This window comes from Pseudohalioglobus sediminis, from assembly GCF_008370495.1.
Classification (GTDB): domain Bacteria; phylum Pseudomonadota; class Gammaproteobacteria; order Pseudomonadales; family Halieaceae; genus Halioglobus.
Map to the genome: position 1 here is coordinate 547,808 of NZ_VTUX01000001.1, position 19,268 is coordinate 567,075.

17 protein-coding genes are annotated in these 19,268 nt (G+C 63.0%); 7 read left to right on the forward strand and 10 right to left on the reverse strand.

The annotated features are described in order from the left end of the window. Window positions 1-110 precede the first annotated feature (110 nt). Entirely contained in the window at window positions 111-1,913 is a 1,803-nt protein-coding gene (recQ, locus tag F0M18_RS02360) for a DNA helicase RecQ (protein WP_149609768.1), read from the forward strand. Window positions 1,914-1,947: 34 nt separating this feature from the next. Here the strand turns inward: recQ and F0M18_RS02365 are convergent, their stop codons facing one another. Further along, a complete protein-coding gene (locus F0M18_RS02365; protein ID WP_149609769.1) occupies window positions 1,948-3,549 on the reverse strand; it encodes a sulfatase-like hydrolase/transferase in 1,602 nt (533 codons plus the stop codon). Window positions 3,550-3,812: 263 nt separating this feature from the next. On the opposite strand from F0M18_RS02365, the gene arfB reads away from it, so the two are divergent. Together arfB and F0M18_RS02375 are read left to right on the forward strand one after the other, a co-directional pair. Continuing rightward, window positions 3,813-4,232, forward strand: a complete 420-nt coding sequence (gene arfB / locus F0M18_RS02370) for an alternative ribosome rescue aminoacyl-tRNA hydrolase ArfB (protein ID WP_149609770.1) — start codon at window positions 3,813-3,815, stop codon at window positions 4,230-4,232. A 16-nt stretch (window positions 4,233-4,248) separates the two neighbouring features. Next, window positions 4,249-4,917, forward strand: coding sequence for an energy-coupling factor ABC transporter permease (locus F0M18_RS02375; RefSeq protein WP_188109555.1), 669 nt, complete (start codon window positions 4,249-4,251; stop codon window positions 4,915-4,917). 18 nt (window positions 4,918-4,935) lie between these two features. On the opposite strand, the gene F0M18_RS02380 is transcribed toward F0M18_RS02375, so the two are convergent. Then, window positions 4,936-6,069 carry a hypothetical protein gene (locus tag F0M18_RS02380; protein WP_149609772.1) on the reverse strand — a complete coding sequence of 378 codons (1,134 nt, stop codon included), beginning with the start codon at window positions 6,067-6,069 and terminating at the stop codon, window positions 4,936-4,938. Window positions 6,070-6,259: 190 nt separating this feature from the next. On the opposite strand from F0M18_RS02380, the gene F0M18_RS02385 reads away from it, so the two are divergent. Both F0M18_RS02385 and F0M18_RS02390 read left to right on the forward strand, forming a co-directional pair. Beyond that, window positions 6,260-7,231: a heme-dependent oxidative N-demethylase family protein gene (locus F0M18_RS02385; RefSeq protein ID WP_149609773.1), complete on the forward strand. Its 972-nt coding sequence runs from the start codon at window positions 6,260-6,262 to the stop codon at window positions 7,229-7,231. Further along, on the forward strand, window positions 7,228-8,904 hold the full coding sequence (locus F0M18_RS02390) for a TonB-dependent receptor (RefSeq protein WP_149609774.1): 1,677 nt from the start codon (window positions 7,228-7,230) through the stop codon (window positions 8,902-8,904). Before F0M18_RS02385 ends, F0M18_RS02390 begins: the two co-directional genes overlap by 4 nt. Before the next feature lie 13 nt (window positions 8,905-8,917). On the opposite strand, the gene F0M18_RS02395 is transcribed toward F0M18_RS02390, so the two are convergent. Beyond that, window positions 8,918-9,688, reverse strand: coding sequence for a glucose 1-dehydrogenase (locus F0M18_RS02395; protein WP_149609775.1), 771 nt, complete (start codon window positions 9,686-9,688; stop codon window positions 8,918-8,920). Window positions 9,689-9,873: 185 nt separating this feature from the next. On the opposite strand from F0M18_RS02395, the gene F0M18_RS02400 reads away from it, so the two are divergent. After that, the gene (locus F0M18_RS02400) at window positions 9,874-11,610 is read left to right on the forward strand and encodes an N-acyl-D-amino-acid deacylase family protein (RefSeq protein WP_149609776.1); all 1,737 of its coding nucleotides are present in this window, start codon (window positions 9,874-9,876) and stop codon (window positions 11,608-11,610) included. 47 nt (window positions 11,611-11,657) lie between these two features. On the opposite strand, the gene F0M18_RS02405 is transcribed toward F0M18_RS02400, so the two are convergent. Continuing rightward, window positions 11,658-12,803: a pectin acetylesterase-family hydrolase gene (locus F0M18_RS02405; RefSeq protein ID WP_149609777.1), complete on the reverse strand. Its 1,146-nt coding sequence runs from the start codon at window positions 12,801-12,803 to the stop codon at window positions 11,658-11,660. A gap of 179 nt (window positions 12,804-12,982) precedes the next feature. Between F0M18_RS02405 and F0M18_RS02410 the strand changes: the two genes are divergently transcribed. Beyond that, window positions 12,983-14,146 carry an MFS transporter gene (locus F0M18_RS02410; protein WP_149609778.1) on the forward strand — a complete coding sequence of 388 codons (1,164 nt, stop codon included), beginning with the start codon at window positions 12,983-12,985 and terminating at the stop codon, window positions 14,144-14,146. Here the strand turns inward: F0M18_RS02410 and F0M18_RS02415 are convergent. The 6 genes from F0M18_RS02415 to F0M18_RS02440 all read right to left on the reverse strand — a co-directional run bounded on the left by F0M18_RS02415 (window position 14,140) and on the right by F0M18_RS02440 (window position 19,205). Next, window positions 14,140-15,543 carry an MBL fold metallo-hydrolase RNA specificity domain-containing protein gene (locus F0M18_RS02415; RefSeq protein ID WP_149609779.1) on the reverse strand — a complete coding sequence of 468 codons (1,404 nt, stop codon included), beginning with the start codon at window positions 15,541-15,543 and terminating at the stop codon, window positions 14,140-14,142. The two genes, F0M18_RS02410 and F0M18_RS02415, sit on opposite strands and share 7 nt — an antisense overlap. A 125-nt stretch (window positions 15,544-15,668) precedes the next feature. Next, complete coding sequence (gene purU, locus F0M18_RS02420; RefSeq protein ID WP_149609780.1) at window positions 15,669-16,535, reverse strand: formyltetrahydrofolate deformylase; 867 nt, start codon at window positions 16,533-16,535, stop codon at window positions 15,669-15,671. Between the two features lie 115 nt (window positions 16,536-16,650). Further along, window positions 16,651-16,896: a YgaP family membrane protein gene (locus tag F0M18_RS02425; protein WP_149609781.1), complete on the reverse strand. Its 246-nt coding sequence runs from the start codon at window positions 16,894-16,896 to the stop codon at window positions 16,651-16,653. Window positions 16,897-16,923: 27 nt separating this feature from the next. Next, on the reverse strand, window positions 16,924-17,607 hold the full coding sequence (folE, locus tag F0M18_RS02430) for a GTP cyclohydrolase I FolE (RefSeq protein WP_149609782.1): 684 nt from the start codon (window positions 17,605-17,607) through the stop codon (window positions 16,924-16,926). Between the two features lie 98 nt (window positions 17,608-17,705). Then, window positions 17,706-18,617 (reverse strand): TIGR01777 family oxidoreductase, encoded by a 912-nt coding sequence (locus tag F0M18_RS02435; RefSeq protein WP_223177883.1) that lies wholly within the window; start codon window positions 18,615-18,617, stop codon window positions 17,706-17,708. Between the two features lie 15 nt (window positions 18,618-18,632). Beyond that, window positions 18,633-19,205 carry an SOUL family heme-binding protein gene (locus F0M18_RS02440; protein ID WP_223177884.1) on the reverse strand — a complete coding sequence of 191 codons (573 nt, stop codon included), beginning with the start codon at window positions 19,203-19,205 and terminating at the stop codon, window positions 18,633-18,635. Window positions 19,206-19,268: the final 63 nt, after the last annotated feature.

The window sequence follows — 19,268 nt, forward strand, 5'->3', positions numbered from 1 at the left end:
CCACTTCCATAGTAGCTCAGGATAGCGACGCTGCCAGTCCAGCGCTGGCGACAGGCTGTTTCACGCCAGCAGGCCGAACCGGCGCCCCTGATAGGGTATACTGCCGCGCCATGAAATCCGCCAGCCAGATCCTGCAGACCGTATTCGGTTACGAGTCCTTCCGTCCGCCCCAGGACGCCATTATTGACACGGTCATCGCCGGCCGGGATGCGCTGGTGCTCATGCCCACCGGTGGCGGTAAATCCCTGTGTTACCAGATTCCCGCGCTCGCCCGTCCCGGCTGCGGGGTGGTCATCTCCCCGCTGATCGCCCTGATGCAGGACCAGGTCAACGCCCTGCGCCAGCTGGGTGTGAGGGCGAGCTTCCTCAACTCGACACTGGGCCCCGCCGAGGCCGCAGCAGTGGAGACAGCGCTGCAGTCCGGTGAACTGGACCTGCTCTACATTGCACCGGAACGGCTGACCCAGGAACGGACGCTGGCACTGCTGGCGCGTTCACAGGTCGCACTGTTTGCCATCGACGAGGCCCACTGTGTGTCCCAGTGGGGTCACGATTTCCGCGCCGATTACCTGCAACTTGACCTGTTGCACCAACGCTTTGCGGACGTGCCGCGCATCGCCCTGACCGCCACGGCGGACGAGCGCACCCGTGAAGAGATAGCACTGCGCCTGGACCTGGCGGCAGCCGAACGCTTCATCGCCGGGTTCGACCGCCCCAACATCCGCTATCGCATCACGCTCAAACACAATGCCAGGCAACAGCTGCTGCGGTTTCTCAAAGAGGAACACCCCCACGACGCCGGCATTGTCTATTGCCTGTCGCGCAGGAAAACCGAGGACGTGGCATTCTGGCTGCAGGAGCAGGGCTTCAATGCCCTGCCCTACCATGCCGGGCTCGACAGCGACATCCGCGCTGACTACCAGGCCCGTTTCCTGCGCGAGGAAGGCATTATCATGGTTGCCACCATTGCCTTCGGCATGGGCATCGACAAGCCGGATGTGCGCTTTGTCGCCCACCTCGACATGCCCAAGACGGTGGAGGCCTACTACCAGGAAACCGGTCGCGCCGGCCGCGACGGCGCCCCTGCCAACGCGTGGATGTTGTACGGCCTGCAGGACGTGATAAAACTGCGGCAGATGGTGGATGGTTCGGACGGCAGCGAGGCGCACAAACGCGCAGAGCAGCATCGGCTCAATGCCATGCTGGGGCTGTGTGAGATCACCGCCTGCCGCCGCCAGAGCCTGCTGGCGTACTTTGGCGACCAGCTGCCGCAACCCTGCGGCAACTGCGACAACTGCCTGGAGCCGGTCACCACCTGGGACGGCACCGAAGCCGCACGCAAGGCGCTGTCTGCCGTGTACCGCACCGGGCAGCGTTTTGGCGTCAATCACCTCATCGATGTATTGCGCGGTAGCGAAGCCGAGCGCATTTACCAGTACGATCACCACCAGCTGCCCACCTATGGCGTGGGCAAGGACCTGGATGCCAACCAATGGCGTTCCGTGTTCCGGCAGCTGGTAGCGCGTGGTTACCTGCGCGTGGACATGGACCGCTTCGGCGCGCTGTGCCTGGAGGAAAAATGCCGCGACTTGCTGCGCGGTGACGAGACCATAGACCTGCGCCGCGATGTCGCCCGCAAAACCGCCCGGCAACAAACCCGCACGGCACTGCCCGAGGATATCGACGTCGGCCTGTGGGAGGCCCTGCGCGAGAAACGCAGGCTACTGGCCGAGGACCAGGGCGTACCGCCCTATGTGATCTTCCACGATCGCACGCTACAGGAAATGTGCGCAGCGATGCCGCGCAATGCGGTGCAGTTCGGCCGCCTTACCGGCGTTGGCGAGCGCAAGCTCAACAAGTACGGCGATGCCTTTATCGAGGTGATCGAGAATCACCTGGCGGCAACGGGCTAGCCGCGATCCTGCGCCCGCACCCCTTGCCCGCTGGCTAGCGACAAAGGCCGCCCCCGGCGAAACGGTAGGGCGCGCAATTGTAGATCAGGCGACCGGCCTCGCCGTGCTGCCAGTCCAGCGGCTGCAGTGCGTGCGGCGGCGGCATACCCGGCGCGGCCGCATCCTGGGTGTCCTCGAACGAGCGCGGGTAGGTGGCCCAGTCCTTCGGTGCCCGCCAACCCGGCGGCGGCACCAGTTCCGAGCGCGCCCCCGCTACCGGGTGCAAGGTACGCCAGTAGTGAATTTCTCGCGCCAGTTCCGCCACCACCTCTGGAAACTCCGCGGCGAGATTGTTGTATTCGTTGGGATCCTCGTCGATCCGGAACAGGTAGTTGCTGACGGTGGCGGATAGCAGGCCCTGCTCCACTTCCTGCACCAGCTTCCAGTGCTCGTTGAAGGCCGTGAGCATGAATGAGCCGCGTATTGGCGTTTCCGAGGCGAAGAACAGCAGGTCTTCCCTGGGTTGGCGCTGGCCATGGGCGATCGCCGGCCACATGCTGCGTCCGTCCAGGGCGAAGCGCTCATTGCGGGTCTCGATTCCAGCGGCCTCGGCCAGGGTCGGGAACACGTCCATCGCGCTCATGATCTGCTCCATTTTGCCGCCGGCGGACAGCCGCTGCGGCCAGCGCAGCAGGGACACCACGCGAATGCCTCCCTCCCAGGTCTCACCCTTGCCACCGCGCAGCGGCACATTGTCCGCCCCGCCCGTGGCATAGGCGGCGCCGCCATTGTCACTGAAGAACAAGACTATGGTGTCATCGGCGATGCCCTCCTCGTCCAGCGTGTCCAGCACCGTGCCGATCGCCCTGTCCATGCCCTCCACCACCGCCGCGAACATGGGTCGGGCACTGGGCTGCCCCGAGAGCCTGGCAATGAGTCGCGTCTGGTCGGTGTTTTTGCTGCGTGCGGGTTCGCGCCTGTCTTCCATGTCCGCATACTTCTGCACCAGGTCCTCAGGTGCCTGCAGTGGCGTGTGCGGGGCAATAAACGGCATGTAGATGAAAAACGGCTGGTCGCGTTCACGCTCGCGGATATAACGCGACACCTCGTCAGCGAGGATGTAGGACTCGTAACCGTCGCGCTCGATGGAGACGCCATTCTGCTGGAAGTCCTTGCCGCCCTGATTGGCAAAGGGCGGGAAGTATCCCACCTCGGTGTGCAGGTGGCCGTAGAAGTGCTGGAACCCGCGCGCGTTGGGGTGGTAGGCCTGCAGGGAGTGACCCAGGTGCCACTTGCCTACCATCGCCGTCTGGTAGCCGGCAGCCAGGAAACTCTCCGGCATAAAGTGCTCATCGGGATGTATGCCCGCATTGGACCAGGGCCAGATGACCGCATAGGCCACGCCCAGGCGCATCGGGTCCCGGCCGGTCATCAGTGCCGCTCGCGTGGGCGAGCAGATCGGCATGGTATAGAACCGCGAGAGCTCGACGCCCTCTGCTGCCAGGCGATCCAGCGAGGGAGTGTCAATGTCGCCACCGTGAAAGCCGACATCAGACCAGCCAAGGTCATCTGCCACCATGATTATGACATTCGGTTTCCCCGCCGCGATTGCCAGCAACGGCTGAAACAAGAGCAGCGATATGAGCAGCATGCGCATACGATTACCATCAACTGTGCGAATTTCGCCCGAAGTATGCCACATTGCTGGCACGGCACCTTGCCCCGGGGCAGCGCTGTGCACAAATCACCGCGCCGGCACAAATTGTTATGCAAGGCGCGCCGTGACCGGCTGCCTGGCACACCACAGGCAAGGCAGCAGCCGCGCGATTTCATTGTTATCATTGCGCCACAAGCACAGCGCGCAGCGGCGGCCCGGAGGCCGCGGTGGCGGTAAACCCATTCCCGGCAGAGTGCCCAGCCATGAAGTCCCTGCAAATATCCTCCAACGTGACCCTGCCGTTGAGCGAGATCGACATCCAGGCGATACGGGCCCAGGGTGCCGGCGGCCAGAACGTCAACAAGGTCGCGTCGGCCGTGCACCTGCGATTCGATATCCACGCCTCTTCACTGCCGGATTTCTACAAGCAGCGCCTGTGCCAGCTGCGTGACTCCCGCATCAGCGTAGAGGGCATCATCGTGATCAAGGCGCAACGCTTTCGCAGCCAGGAAAAAAACCGCGCGGATGCGCTGGATCGCCTGGGCGACCTGATTCGCTCCGTGGCCGTAACGCAGAAAGCGCGGCGCGCGACCAAACCCACCCGCAGCTCACAACAAAAGCGCATGGACAGCAAAACCCGGCGCGGGCGCGTCAAGAACCTGCGCGGCAAAGTCACGGATTAGGCCAGGCGCTGCTACTGTGTTTGTTGATGCCGCATTGATCCCCGAGTCGCTTTCCTGGTGGCTGGCGGCGCTGGCAGCCGCGGTGCTGCTGCCCTGCCTGCGCTATGCCGAATGGCGCGCCATGCTGCAGGTACCCCTGCGGCAGCACCTGCTGTTCGCCAGTCTGCTGTTCCTGGTTGTCCTGTGGTTGATATCTGTACGCATGTTCGATGGCCTGTGGCTGCACTTCATGGGTGTGACCACCGTGACCCTGCTGGTTGGCTGGCGTTTTACCCTGCTGCTCGGCGCACTGGCCAGCTGTGTTTACGCGCTGCTGATCTCGCAACCCCTGGCCGCGGTGCCAGCGGCGTGGCTGATAACGGTGCTGGTACCCGCCTCACTGTCACGCTTGCTGGTGTACTGGTTGCGACGACGCCCGCAGAGCAACCTGTTCATCTACCTGCTGGGTGCGGGCTTTGGTGGCGGGGCGCTGTCCTCACTGGGTCTCGCGGCCAGCGGCCTGCTCCTGCTGGAACTGGTCGGACAGCAGGCCCAGGTGACAGCCGCATTGGAAAACTGGCCGATGATCACCCTGGTCATGTTTCCGGAGGGTTTCATCAACGGCATGGTACTGAGCGTGATCGTGGTGCTGAACCCGGAGGCGGTGAAAACCTTCGACTCGGACAAGTACATGGGGGAAGGCTGAGCCCTCCCCGCCAGGGCGTCAGCCCTGGGCCGCGCCGTCGAACCAGTCGGTGAAGCCGTGCGTGGGCGAGGGCCCGATGTGCAGCTGTTCCAGCACACCATGGCCAACCTTGTCGCCGCAGCGGGCAACCACAACCTGCTGTATATGCAGGTTTTCCAGCGCCAGTGGATCCAGGTCGCTGTCCGTCCAGCTCTCGCCGGCAATGGCCAGTTCACCGTGCCACTTGCCGTGCCCCCACTCGGGGTGCTGGTATCCCAGCCCCTTCATACGATGCAGCAACACCGGTTCCAGGCTGATTTCCATGCTCTCGCCGGAACGGTCGTGCATGGTGATGACTCCAGAAGATGCGCGCCGGGTGCCCGGGGCCATCTTGAGGCTGTGCTCCACATTGCCCTGCCAGGTGCGTGCCGCGGGGTCGTTGGTGCCGGGAATGTCTTCCATACCCGGATAATGCGGCAAAAAGCCCTGGTCGGTGTGCCACTGCTGCCCATCGCCGTCCTCGAACCAGCCGGCCAGGCTGCATTGGTCTTCCCAGTGAATCGGCACCCAGTTGAAATGAATGGCCTGGAACTCGGACAGCGGCGCACCACCGGTATAGGCATCCCCCACCGGGCGAATACCCCAGGAACGATCCTTGAGGCCGAAAGTCGTGGCGCCATCGACTTTCAGTTCCTTGCCGTCGTAACGAATCCAGCCCGACCAGAAGCCGAACTGATCGAGCCGGGTGGCGTCCATCACCACGTGGCGTTCGTTGCGCAGGGTCTGCCGGCCCTCCTCGATGCAGGCGGTGCGCGGGGTAAACAGCAGGTCGCAGGAGATACCGGTCTCGTTCTCCTCAATCAGCAGGCGATGGCGCCCCATGGGCTCGAGTATCTGTAACGCCATGGGCCCTATGCTCAGGTCGGTGGGTTCGTGGGGTGCCCGGCAGGAGCCATGGAAAGCATACTGCCTGCCATCGATAGCCAGGCTGAGACTGCCGTCGAGGATACCCAGGTTGGGGTAACGACAGAGCCCGACACCGAAATAGAAACTGCCGTCCAGGGCATGCGCGTTGTACCAGTAGCGATCGTAGTGAAAGCGATCACTGGACGCCGTGTGAAAAACGGGCTCTGCGGTCTGGTGAATCGGGTAGTCATCGAACTTGGACAGCATACCTTGCTCCTGTTGTTTTTTTGGCAGCGTACCCGCCTAGACTAGACAACCGGCACCAGCCCCGCCAGAACCCGCACAGACTCTGTCGCGGAAATCCTCACCAGAGTCTGCATAGTTGGTGCATCCCCGCCGGGCGTGCACAACTGGCGTGCGTGGCGCAGCACCCGCGCAGGCGCTTATACTGTGCCCAATGATCTACGACAACGCACGCCCCCGCTACCTGCCGCATATGGCCAATCCCGAAGTGCTGTTGATGGGGCTGTCACCCCTGCGCGAAACACCCTGGATAGAGACTGACACCGATATCGGCCGCTACCACCGTCACAAGCTGGCGCAGCGACGCGAGCGCGGTGACGCGGTGTACCGGGCCGCGGCTCGGTCCCTGCCGGCACAGCGGGAGCTCAGTACACTGCTGCGCCAGCACCTGCTGGAAGCCCACAGCGCACACTACGAGACACGTGACCGCGGACTGCACTGCCTGCCGGGCGACTTTTACGCGGAACTCAGCGGGGCCGAGTCGCCGTGCGCAGAGGATGGCGAAACCCTGTGGCGGACGTCACTGTGCGTTGCCGATGACCTGGTGATCATGCAGGAAGAGGCCGGCCAGTATGTGCTGACCGCGGCCAGCCTGTGCTGTCCAAGCCACTGGTACCTGGCTGACAAGTTCGAACAGCCGATGCGGGCAATACACGACCCCATTCCCGGCTTCCACGATGCGCTGAGCGACCGGATAGAGCGCTTTTTCTCCCACCTGCGCGCGCAACACCCCGTGGTGCGCTTCAACTGGTCGCTGCAGGCAGACGATGCCCTGGCCCAGTTACCGCACCTCGAACCCGAGGTGGATGCCGATACACCCCTGTTCTACCGCAGCGAACGCCAGACGCTGGTGCGCCTGCCGGAGTCCGGCGCGATCGCCTTTACCATCCGCGTGTGCATTCACCCGCTGGACATGCTCCACGAAGTTGAGGGGGCACTGCCGGCGCTGTTCGCGGCAATCGAGAACACCCCGCCGGCCCTGCAGCATTACAAGGGCTTTGACGAGTTGGCACCGGCATTGCAAAAGTACAAAGAGGGGTACAGAGAGGGGTACAGAGAGGGGTACCGCGAAAAGCAAGGAGAGAAGCCCGCTTGCCGCGACCACCAGGAGAACCAGCAGGCATGACCCGGCGCCGGCCGCACCTCGCGCTGGCCTGCCTGGCGCTGCCACAATTTGTCTGGGCGCACACCCTGCAAGAACAGGTGATTCTGCCGGCACCGGCACCACAGCTGGCGCACGCACCACTTTCCACCAGTGTCTTCAGCGGCACGCAGCTGGATCGCTATGGTGTCGACAGCGCCGGCGAATTGTCGGTGCGGGCGCCGGCACTGGCCAGTGATCGCGCCGGCAGCATACTGCGCATTCGCGGCGTGGGGGCCACCCAATCATCGCCGGTGGCGGTATTCCTGGATGATGTGTACGTGGGCGATCTGGGCTTTACCGACGCCGCCAATTACTTTGACCTGGAAAGCGTAGAGGTCATTCGCGGCCCCCAGGGCATGCGTTCAGGCTTCAACGCGCTGGGCGGCGTGATCAACCTGCGCAGCGCTGCCCCCTCACCGACCTGGCAAAGCAAGGTGGTGGCAGAACTGGGCAGCGACGACTACCGCGCCCTGCAGGGCCTGATTCGCGGCCCGATCACCGACCAGTTCTACATGTCCGTGGCGGGCTCCACACTGGCCCGCTCACGCGTCCGGGCGGCGGCCCCGGGCCAGGACGGCGGTGCGCTCGACAACCAGTACCTGCGCGGTGCGTTTAGTTATCACTGGAATAATCTCTGGTATTCGACACTACAGGGCAGCAGCGCAGACACGGCGGACGGGCGGCTGGAGACCGCCCTGCTGGTCAACGAAGTCGCGCTGGGCGCTTACCGGGTGAAGTACCTCGGTAGCTGGTACTCCCGCGACCGTATCCAGGAGAAGGAGCGGGGCCGCAGCCATACCGTGCAAGTCTACTCGGACCTCTCCGGGCCGGTGAATTTCGATGCGGGCCTGGTCTACCGCGATAGCGAACGCGAGCAGGCAGACAGCCCGCGGGCACCCGAGCGCGACAGCCTTGCCGCCTGGACCGATCTGCGCTGGTCCCTGGCCCCTGTGCTCGAGTTGCAGGCCGGCCTGCGCTACAGCGACGAACAAGGGCAGGATCCTGCGGCCCCGTGGGGCGCGCCGGACGCAGACTACTGGGACTGGCGGGTGAGCCTGGATTACCAGTGGCGTGACCAGCTGTTCTATGCCAGCACCAGCACCGGCCATGGCAGCGGGCCACGCGAACAGGGAGGCGCCATCGCCACCCCCGACAACCGGCTGCTGGCATTCGAGATCGGGCACAGGGCGCACTTCCTGCAACAACGCCTGCAGACGGCAGTGTCACTGTTCCGCTATGAACTCGACCAGTTTGCACAGGGCGCGGGCAGCGCTCACGGTTTGGAGGCTGAGGCGAGCTGGGCAGTTAACGACACCCTGACACTGGGCGGCAGTTGGGCGCACAACGATGGCCACCTGCCTGGTCCGCGCCAGCAGCTCGCGCTGTTCGGCTCGGCGCGATGGCAGTGGCGATGGGCTGCCATGGAGGCCCTGCTGCAATTCCTGTACAGCGACGCGGCCTGCCCGTGCCAGGACCTCAGTGCCCGCCAGTGGGACGCCAGTATCAGCGCGGGCTATGGCCTGTGGCGGCTCACCGCCTACGTGGACAACCTGGCGGATGAGCAGAGTGCCGGACAACCGGACCCTCCCGAACTGACGGGCCCCTACGCCGATTACCCGCGTTCCTTCGGGCTGCGCCTGAGTTACCGGCTCTGACGCCGGCACCGGCTCAGGAACAGGGCATTCCCGGACTGCGCATGCCGGCGAACCAGCCGCCATCGGCGACAAATTCCGAGCCGGTACTGTAGCTCGCCTCGTCTGTGGCCAGGAACAGGGTCACCTGCGCCACCTCCTCCGGCTGGCCGACGCGCGGAATCGGGAAGTGCTTGTAGACGGACGCGTTCATATCCTCTTCCGACAGCGCCCCCTTGCCGCCCATCTCGGTATAGATACCGCCCGGGTGTACGGTGTTGACGCGAATGCCGTACTGCCCCAGCTCAATGGCCGCGGACTTGGTCAGGCCACGCAGGGCCCACTTTGTCGAGGAATAGGCGCTAAGGCCGGCCGATGAGTGCAGGCCATCGACAGAGGACACATTGATAATGGAGCCACAGCCCGCGGCTTTCATCGGGTTGATCACCGCGCGGATACCCAGGAATGCGCTGAGCTGGTTGACCTTGACCACGCGCATATAATCCTCCGGCGTGGTGTCGAGAATAGACGCCATGTGCAGGATGCCCGCGTTGTTCACCAGCACATTCAGCGGCCCCAGTGCCTGGGCCGCGGCAACGGCGCGCTCCCAGTCCGCTTCCGAGGTCACGTCCTGCCGGCAGAACACCGCGGCGTCACCCAGCTCCTCCGCCAGCGCCCTGCCCTCTTCCTCGAGGATGTCGCCAATGACTACCCTGGCACCCTGTTCAACAAACAGGCGCACGGTACTTTCGCCCATGCCGCGGGCGCCCCCGGTAACAATGGCCACTTTTCCTGCCAGACGCTGCATACGCTTATCTCCCTCGCTGAAAACCCCGCAGTATATAGGGCCTCCGTCAGTCACCCAGTCCAACAGATTGGACCAGCCCCGGGCGCAGGCACTTCTGCGGGCTGCCACGGTGCCGCGGTAGTGTATTTCGTACCTGCCCGGCGTATTGTTTAGCTCCCAGGCAACAAGCACAGGAGAGTGACACCATGTACGACCTGCTGATACGTAATGCACAGATAGTGGACGGCACCGGCCGCGCCGCTTTTCACGGCAACCTCGCAGTCCGCGACGGCAAGATCGCCGCCGTAGGCGAGGTCGACGGCGAGGCCCGCAAAATCATCGACGCGGACGGCAAGCTGCTGACGCCAGGCTGGGTCGACGTGCACTCGCACATGGACGGCCAGGCCACCTGGGACCCCCTGTGCAGCCCGGCGGCCAACCACGGCATCACCACCTTGATTATGGGCAACTGCGGTGTCGGTTTCGCGCCCTGCGAGCCCAATGATGCCGCCCACGACCGGCTGATTGCGGTCATGGAGGACGTGGAGGATATTCCCGGCTCGGCGCTGCATGAGGGTGTGAGCTGGGACTGGGAGTCATTCCCTGAATACCTGGACGCCGTCGAGCGCTTCCCGCGCGCCATCGATGTGGGCGCCCAGGTACCGCACTGCGCGGTGCGCACCTATGTCATGGGCGACCGCGGCACCAACAATGAAAAAGCCACAGCGGAAGACATCAGCAAGATGGCCACGATCGTGCGTGAAGGTATAGAGGCCGGCGCGCTGGGTTTCACCACCTCCCGCACCGAACTGCACACCACGCGGGAAGACCAGGCCATGCCCGGCACCTACGCTGACGAAGACGAACTGCTGGGCATCGGCAAGGCGATAGGCGAACTGGGCGGCAAGGGCATCTATGGCGTGGTCTCGGACTGGACCAACTGGGAACAGGAGATGGACTGGATGAAACGCCTCTCCATCGACAACCAGTGCCAGATCAACTTCGTACTGTTCTTCCGTGAGGAGGCTGACTGGCCCCGGGTCAAGGCCCAGCTGGACTATGTGCGCGAGGCGGCAAAAGAAGGCGCCCGGCTGATTCCCCACGTGGGCGCCAGGCCGGTCAACATCCTGCTGTCATGGGACGGCACCATCAATCCGTTCAGCTTTCACGCCAACTATGCCGCCCTGTCGATACTGTCTCACGAGGAGCGCCTGGCGGAGCTGCGCAAACCGGAGGTACGGGCGGCGATACTGGCGGAGGACCTGCCACTGATGGGTGACGAGTTCATGGACACCATTATCGGTGGCTATGACAAGCTCTACGAACTCGGCAACCCGCCCAACTACGAACCGGCCCCCGAGGACAGCATTGCCGCGCGCGCGGCTGCCGCGGGTGTACCGCCCCAGGAGCTCTGCTATGACCTGATGATGCAGCGCGACGGCAAGAACGTGATCTACTTCCCCTGCTTCGGCTACAGCGCCGGCGACCTGAGCCGCCAGATGGCGTTGCTGGAAGACGAGAGCACCGTGCTGTCACTGGCCGACACCGGCGCCCACTGCGGCGTGCTCTGTGATGCCAGCGTACCCACCCAGATGCTCTCCTTCTACGTGCGCGACCGCCAGCGCGGCCACCGCCTCGCGCTGGAACAGGCGGTGAAAATGCAGACCATGGAAACCGCCCGCTGTGTCGGCCTGGAGGATCGCGGCACCCTGGAGGTCGGCATGAAAGCGGACCTCAACCTGATTGACTTCGACGCCCTGCAGCTGGAAGCACCGGAGATTATCTTTGACCTGCCCGCCGGCGGCCGGCGTATGTTCCAGGGCGCCAAAGGCTACCTGGCCACCATCGTCAGCGGCGAGGTGATCATGGAAAACGGTGAGCCTACCGGCGCCGTTCCCGGCGAACTGATTCGCGGTACGCGAGCGGCGCCCGTAGCAGCCTGAACGAAAACGGGCCCCGCGGGGCCCGTTTTATTTAACAGCTGTCGCTATCAGTCCTGTGCGGACTGCCAGTCCGGCGAATCATCCAGCATCAGCTGAATCCACTCCAGCAGCGGTACACCGCCGGCGCTGCGTTCTATCTCATCAGACTGCAGGAAGGTGTGCCCGGTGGCGATCGGAATCCAGTACTTGCTGCGCTCGGGATGCGCATCTTCCAGCTGCTGCATTTCCGGATACAGCGCTTCTTTCCAGGCATCGAAGCCGATCATCAGGAAACCCAGGGCAAAGGTGGGATCGTCGCTGTGGCTGAGCATGCCTCGGCGCACGTCGGGATCCTGGTCCATTTGCCAGATATGGTAATCGCTGAAGTGACCGTCTTCGGGGATACAGTTTTCGCAGCTCTCCGGGATGAAGGCACGCGCGTTCCAGTCGTCGAACAACAATTCCAGATAGTCAGGCTGACCCGGGCGACCAACGCCAACGCCAGCGTCGTTAATCACATCAATACGCACGCCGGGGTACTGCAGGCGCACCAGCGGCAGCGCGAAGGTACTGCCCAGACCACCGGCACTGGATCCGGACAAGACAATACGACGGGGATTGGGGAACGTCCGCGCGGCCACATCAAGCCCGGCGGAGAGATTGTGCAGACCACGCTGGAAGCGATCGGCCTCGCCGTCACCGTCGGTATCGTAATCGATGTCGCTGGCGAAGATACCGCCGTCACAGTACGGCAGGTAGGCGACGTTATAGCCCCTGACCGGGTTGTCCTGGCGTTCGGGGTCGAGGATGCCGTTCTCCGGGATACCGGGTGACGCATTCGGTGTGGCTGCGCACAACTCGGACCAGCAAGCCCCACCACCCTGCAGGAAGATCATCAGGTCCTCGGAACCGGCATCGCGGGTCGCCATGGTGTACTCGGACCCGTCAAGGCACAGGGGGCCGTCGCCGGCGCCGAATGAGTGATCCACGATACCGTCGGTTTCCTCCGAGAGCATGGGTGTGTATTCGCCGATGTAACGGTCAATACCCTGGTCGTACAGCTCCTGGAACGGCTGCGGCTCGGGTTGCGGCGGGTTGTTGGGGCGATCGCTGCTGTCGGAGCAGCCTGCCAGCAAACCCAGGGACAATATACCGGCTGCCATCAGGCTGGCGCGCGAACCGTACCGCAGGCGCGGCGTGGAGATACTTTTCATGTTGGAATCCTGGCGGCAACTAAACGCCGCTTTATTGTTAAAGTTTGATGCGGATGCCCCGCAGTCTGCCCTGATAGGTTACGGAATTCAATGCATTCCGGATTGCCGGCATGCGAGATTGCAGCGCATGTGGCCACTGCATTGGGGCAAGGCACCCTGCAATACGCTAAGCTGCGCCGATGCAAACAGGATTCAGGATGGTCTGGCTGCTGGCGGCAGTGAACGCCGTGGCCATGTCCGGCACACCCATGATGATGCTGGTAGGCAGCATTATCGGCGCGCGCCTGGCCAGCTCCGAGCAATGGGCCACCCTGCCCATCGCCCTGATGGTTATCGGCACCGCCCTCGGGGTACTCCCGGCGGCTCGCGGTATGGCGCGCCTCGGCCGCAAGCGAACGTTTCTGCTGTTTCTCGCCATAGGCGTGGCCGCTTGTGCACTCGCCGCCTCAGCGCTGGCCCGGGCCGACTTCACACTGTTCTGCTGCAGCGCACTCTTGCTGGGTGTCACCAATGCGGCACTGCAGCAGGTGCGCTTTGCCGCCATGGAATGTGTGCCACTGGACGAAGGCCCCAGGGCCGCCTCGATTATCATGTGCGCCGGTATCGTGGCGGCCTTTCTCGGCCCCGAACTGGCCGTTCTCGGCAAGGACCTGCTGGCGGTGGAATACGCCGGTTCCTTTCTGCTGGGGATCGGCTGTTTTGTCGGCGGCGCAGCGTTGCTGCTGCTGTACACGCCGGCACCGCAATTCAGCCAGCCTGAGACCAGTGCGCACAGGCCCTGGAAGGCCATGCTGGCCAACCCCACCCTGGTGCTCGCCATTACCAGCGGTGCCGTGGCCTACGTGGTCATGTCCTTTGTCATGACCGCAACGCCGATCAGCATGCACCTGCATCATGGCCACAGCCTGGAAGACACCAAGTGGGTCATACAGTCACATATCGCCGCCATGTTCCTGCCTTCGCTGCTCACTGCCTGGTTGTTCCGCGCCCTGACCATCCGCGGGCTGATGCTGGCGGGCCTGTTGTGCTATGGCGCCACCATTATCATTGGCCTGGTCGACGTGTCGGTGCTCGGTTTCTGGGGGCAACTGGTGATGCTGGGCATCGGCTGGAACTTCCTGTTCATATCTGGCACCGCTTTGCTGCCGCGCGCGCATCGGGAAGGTGAACAGTACCGGGCCCAGGCGCTCAATGACGGCATTGTATTCTCTACCCAGGCGGTGGCCTCATTGTCCGCGGGCTGGGCCATCAGCGCGCTGAGCTGGCAGGCAATACTGTTACTGTGCCTCGGCCCCATCGCGCTGATGATCGCGGCGCTGGCTGTGCATCGCGCGACTCAGTAAACGATACTCTGGCCGCGGCTGGGGATCTCTGCGCGCAGCTGCTGCTGATCCCAGAGGGCTTCGCGCAGCCCATCCAGCGCCCGCGATTCACCATGCACCAGCAGGGTACGCGGTGCTGGCTGGAAGTGGCCTATCCAGTCCAGCAGCCCGCCCTGTCCCGCGTGCGCAGATAAACCGCCGAGTGTTTCTATCTGCGCCTTGATCACATACTCCTCGTTGAACAGCTTCACCCGCTTCGCGCCGTCGACCAGGATTCGGCCCAGCGTGCCCTGGGCCTGGTAGCCGGTGAAAATCACGGTATTGCGATCGTCCCAGATACGCTGCTTGAAATGATGCCGTATACGCCCGCCGGTGCACATACCGGAACCGGCAATAATGATGGCGCCGCCCTTGATGCGGTTGATCGCCATCGACTCCTCGGTGTCGATAGCCAGATTCAGCGTCGGCAGGAAGGTTTCCAGCGACGTCTTCTGCACGTCGCTGAGGTGGCGGACCTCGTCGCCATCGAGCAGGTCCAGCCAGCGGTCGTAGACCCGGGTCACCGCAATTGCCATGGGGCTGTCGAGGAACACCTGCCAGTTATCCAGCTCCCCCTGGTAGTGCAGGCAACCGAGGTGGAACAGGATGTCCTGGGTTCGACCCACGGCAAAGGCAGGGATCATCACGCTGCCCCCGCGCCGCCAGGTTTGTTGCAGGATGTCCCGCAACTGCTGCAGTGAACTTTCCTCATCGCGGTGTTCGCGGTCGCCATAGGTGCTCTCCATCAGCACCACATCGGCCTGCTGCAATGTCGCAGGCTCGTTCATCAACACCGAGTCGCGCTTGCCCAGGTCACCAGAGAAAACCAGCGTTTTCTGCTGCGACTGCTCATTGAGCACCACCTCGACGATAGCCGAACCGAGAATGTGCCCGGCATCGTGGAAGCACACCACCCCTGCAGGGCCGTAGTCCACACGCTCGCCATAGAGAGAGCCGCGACACAGCTTGAGCACGCCTTCCACGTCCTCCATGTCGAACACCGGCTCCACAGCCGGCTTGCCGCGACGGGCATTGCGAATGTTGGTGCGCTCCAGGTCACGCAGGTACAGGCCTACGGAGTCGTGCAGCATCACACTCAGCAACTCTGCCGTGGCCCGGGTACAGAGGATGTCACCGCGAAAACCTTCGTGGTAAAGCTTTGGCAGCATACCGGAGTGATCGAGGTGCGCATGGGATAGCAGCACCGCATCGATAGTGGAAGGGTCGAAGGCGAACTGTTCATCCTGTATGCGCTCTACCGCATCCCCGCCCTGGTGCATGCCGCAGTCCAGCAGCACCCTGCCCAGCGCCGGCGATTCCAGCATGTGGCAGGAACCGGTGACTTCCTGGGCGGCGCCGAGAAATGTAATCGTTGCCATCTGCAATTCCTCTGTTGTGTCTCAACTCAACGTAACAGGGTATGGAAAAGGCAGGCAAGCTCGCGGCGCTGTGATCTGCGTAAAGCCTGATCCGGGTCAACGGGCGCCAACCCGGGGCACAGCTGTCAGGGATTGAATACCACGGTCTTATTGCCGCGCACGATAACCCGGTCTTCAAGATGAAAGCGCAGGCCCCTGGACAGCACGGAACGTTCCACGTCCCGCCCCAGTCGCACCAGGTCATCCTTGCTGCAGGAGTGGGTTACACGCACGACATCCTGCTCGATGATCGGGCCCTCGTCGAGGTCCTCGGTCACGTAGTGACAGGTGGCACCAATCAGTTTGACGCCACGATCATAGGCCCTCTGGTAGGGGTTGGCGCCGATGAATGAAGGCAGGAAACTGTGGTGGATATTGATCAGTTGCCCCGCGTAGCGCTCACACAGGGACGGCGGGATGATCTGCATGTACCGCGCCAGCACGATGGTCTCGCCACGGTGGCGCTCAACGATGTCGGACACCGCGGCAAATGCCGCGCTTTTGTCATCAACCGGCACCGGTACATGGTGGAATGGTATGCCGTGCCACTCCACCATGCTGCGCAGGTTCTCATGATTGGAAATGACGCAGGGTATTTCGCAGTCGAGGTCGCCACTGTGCCAGCGGTGCAGGATATCGGCCAGGCAATGTGACGCATGGCTTGCCAGGATCACCACCCGTCGCCGGCTCTGGTTGTCGCGCAGGTACCATTCCATGTTGTAACGTTCTGCAAGTGGCGCGAAGGCTTCCTGCAAAGCCCTGAGGTCCAGGTCCATGGCGGAAGCGTCAATGACGTTACGCATGAAAAACCATTTTTGCGGCACATCGGTGTGGTTATTCGACTCGACCAGCGAGCCGCGATGTTCGGCAACAAAAGCAGACACGGCGGCCACCAGGCCAACCTGGTCGGGGCAGGAGATAACCAGCGTGTAAAGAGTGGGTTTTGGGGTCATGGTATGAAGGTGCCGACGCAAAGTGGTGACACCATTCTAATACCGAAGCTGTGTTCGCCGGTAGTGCAGGCGACTATTGACTGGGATGTATAACCCGCCCCGGTGCGAGCCGGGGTCAAATGTCCCGATTCGCCTCCAGGATACATTCGGGGTCTTCATCTGCCCGGTGTGAATTCAGATCGAGGATGTACCAGAGGTAACAGCGCGAGAATATGCCGTTAAGAATCAGGAACAGAGAGCACACGGCGACGAACCATTCCACGCCGTTCATCTTGTCCTGATTCAGGGTCCACAACGCCAGGGCGATACCCAGCAACAACCGTATCACCCGTTCCGCGTTGCCCAGATTGCGATCGATCATGATTCATATGCCTCAGCGCCGTACTGCTCAGCCGGCGAGGAACTCCGAACGACGGCGCTCGTCGTGGCGGAACTGGCCACCCAGGGCCGAAGTACGCGTGGAAGACGTCGCGTCCATGACGCCACGTGCCTTGACACAGTAATGAGCCGCATCAATCACCACCGCCACGTCGTCAGTGCCGAGCAGGGTCTGCAGCGCCACCATCACCTGCCTGGTCAGGCGCTCCTGCACCTGCGGGCGCTGGGCGAAGAAGCGCACGATACGGTTAATCTTGGACAGCCCGATTACCCGCCCCTTGGGGATGTAAGCCACCCGTGCAGTGCCATCGATGGTGATGAAGTGATGCTCGCAGGTGCTGACCAGGGTAATGTCATCCACGCGCACCATCTCGTCCACGCCCATCTTGTTGTCGATTGCCGTGGCCTTGGGGAAACGGCTGTAATCCAGGCCACTGAAAATCTCGTCGACATACATCTTGGCGATACGATTGGGGGTATCACAGAGGCTGTCATCAGTCAGGTCCAGTTCCAGCGCCTGGGCGATATCGACAAAGGCCTCGCGAATTCTTTCCACTTTCTGGTCACGGGTCAGGCCGTTGCGCAACATCGGGGTTTCCAGTCCGTGCTCAACCAGGGCATCGCGCACCTTGCGCGCGTCTTCGGAAAGGGCGTGTACCGGGCTGGCTATCGATTCCATCACTGCTGTTTTCATAGGGGCTCTCGTTTGTCAGTCGTTTTGCCGGGCCGGGCCGACGCATTCATTGGAATATCAAAACTCAGAAACTTGTACGCTCTCGCGCCGGCGGCGGATCATTGCAGCAGGTCCTGCAATGCGCCCTCCAGAGTCGGGTGGGAAAATTCAAAACCCATGGCCTGCACGCGCGCGGGCTCAACGCGCTGGCCCTGCAGCAGGATCTCGTCGGCAAACTCGCCGAGCATGAGCCGCGCCATAAAACCCGGCAGGGGCATGAAGGCGGGACGGTTGATGACATCGCCCAGCGCACTGGCAATGTCGCGCTGGCGCATGGGGTTGGGCGCGGTGCCGTTGAACACGCCGGAATAGGACGGATACTCGAGCAACCACAGCATCATCGCCACCAGGTCGTCAATGTGAATCCACGACCACCACTGCTGGCCGCTGCCCATGGGCCCGCCAAGGCCCAGCTTCGCCGGCGTCAACATTTCCGGCAGGGAACCACCCTCAGTGCCCAGCACCACGCCGATACGCACGATGCAGCAGCGGGTCTCCTCGCGCAGATCGGTTTTGGCGGCGCGCTCCCAGTCCGCGCACAGCTGGTGGCTGAACCCCGATCCCGGCTCGGAGACTTCGGTCAGCAGTTCATCGCCGCGGTGACCGTACCAGCCCACGGCGGAGCCGCTGAGCAGGGCGTCCGGGGCCCGGGTCTGGCGATTGATCCACTTTACCAGTTGCCCGGTCATGTCGATGCGACTGCGCCGCAACTCGGCCTTCAGCTTCGCGTTCCAGCGCCCGCTGTTCAGCGGCTCACCGGCCAGGTTGATCACCGAATAGGCCGCATCGGGGGCTGCGAAGTCGTCCAGCGAGCGAATGAAGCGCACCTTGTCACCGCTGGCATGCTCGCTGCGGCTCAGCACCGTCACCGTGGCCCCTTTCTCCACACAGGCGGCCACCAGGTGCCGGCCAATAAAACCTGTGCCGCCGGTGACCAGCACATGTTGCGGAAATGCCGCCGAATTCATCATCGTATTGTTCTCCGGTTATCGGGTCGCCACCGGCACCATCACTTCGTTGCGTCGCAGGAACGGCAGCGTCCAGGGCGGGTTGTACTGATTCAGTGTAGCAGCGCCAGTGACAGTGATATCCCGCTGCGCGAGGGCCTCGCGCAGTTCACGTTCGGCACGCGCCACTCTTCCCGCCGTGGCCCAACCAGAGAATTGCGTTACCGCGACCGTGCGTGCATCCACTTCGCGCAGCGTTACGGCTTCATTGTCGGGCTCGGGAAGCTCTGCCATGGTGTACTCGGCCGGCATGGTAAAGGCCATCAACGGCTCCGGCACCCCCAGGGTTTCCTCGACGGGAGCGGTCATCGCGATCGATTTGCCTGCACTGTTGCCACCGAAAATGTAATCTGCCAGGCGGCGAAAGCCGCCGGTAGTATCACTGTTGGACGCCAGCGTGGTCACCGCGACGATGCGGGGCGCATACTCGCGGATCTCCACCTCGCCAATCAGCTCGACCACCTCGTACTCGGGCTCTTCAATGGCGTTTGCTGAAGCACTGCCCAATATCAAACTCATCAACACCCCCATACCCAGACCGAAAAATTTCATCACGCGTTACTCCATCGCTGACGTTTGTTCGTAGCAATATACGCAACAGCCCAGCAGCCTGAT

Bases quoted from the DNA above. Each gene is read 5' to 3' on its own strand.
- F0M18_RS02425 (WP_149609781.1), bottom strand. From the start codon at position 16,896: ATGATCGATCGCAATCTGGGCAACGCGGAACGGGTGATACGGTTGTTG.
- F0M18_RS02400 (WP_149609776.1), top strand. From the start codon at position 9,874: ATGTACGACCTGCTGATACGTAATGCACAGATAGTGGACGGCACCGGC.
- F0M18_RS02365 (WP_149609769.1), bottom strand. From the start codon at position 3,549: ATGCGCATGCTGCTCATATCGCTGCTCTTGTTTCAGCCGTTGCTGGCA.
- F0M18_RS02415 (WP_149609779.1), bottom strand. From the start codon at position 15,543: ATGGCAACGATTACATTTCTCGGCGCCGCCCAGGAAGTCACCGGTTCC.
- F0M18_RS02380 (WP_149609772.1), bottom strand. From the start codon at position 6,069: ATGCTGTCCAAGTTCGATGACTACCCGATTCACCAGACCGCAGAGCCC.
- purU (WP_149609780.1), bottom strand. From the start codon at position 16,535: ATGACCCCAAAACCCACTCTTTACACGCTGGTTATCTCCTGCCCCGAC.
- F0M18_RS02410 (WP_149609778.1), top strand. From the start codon at position 12,983: ATGCAAACAGGATTCAGGATGGTCTGGCTGCTGGCGGCAGTGAACGCC.
- F0M18_RS02440 (WP_223177884.1), bottom strand. From the start codon at position 19,205: ATGAAATTTTTCGGTCTGGGTATGGGGGTGTTGATGAGTTTGATATTG.
- F0M18_RS02395 (WP_149609775.1), bottom strand. From the start codon at position 9,688: ATGCAGCGTCTGGCAGGAAAAGTGGCCATTGTTACCGGGGGCGCCCGC.
- F0M18_RS02405 (WP_149609777.1), bottom strand. From the start codon at position 12,803: ATGAAAAGTATCTCCACGCCGCGCCTGCGGTACGGTTCGCGCGCCAGC.
- arfB (WP_149609770.1), top strand. From the start codon at position 3,813: ATGAAGTCCCTGCAAATATCCTCCAACGTGACCCTGCCGTTGAGCGAG.
- folE (WP_149609782.1), bottom strand. From the start codon at position 17,607: ATGAAAACAGCAGTGATGGAATCGATAGCCAGCCCGGTACACGCCCTT.
- recQ (WP_149609768.1), top strand. From the start codon at position 111: ATGAAATCCGCCAGCCAGATCCTGCAGACCGTATTCGGTTACGAGTCC.
- F0M18_RS02385 (WP_149609773.1), top strand. From the start codon at position 6,260: ATGATCTACGACAACGCACGCCCCCGCTACCTGCCGCATATGGCCAAT.
- F0M18_RS02435 (WP_223177883.1), bottom strand. From the start codon at position 18,617: ATGATGAATTCGGCGGCATTTCCGCAACATGTGCTGGTCACCGGCGGC.
- F0M18_RS02390 (WP_149609774.1), top strand. From the start codon at position 7,228: ATGACCCGGCGCCGGCCGCACCTCGCGCTGGCCTGCCTGGCGCTGCCA.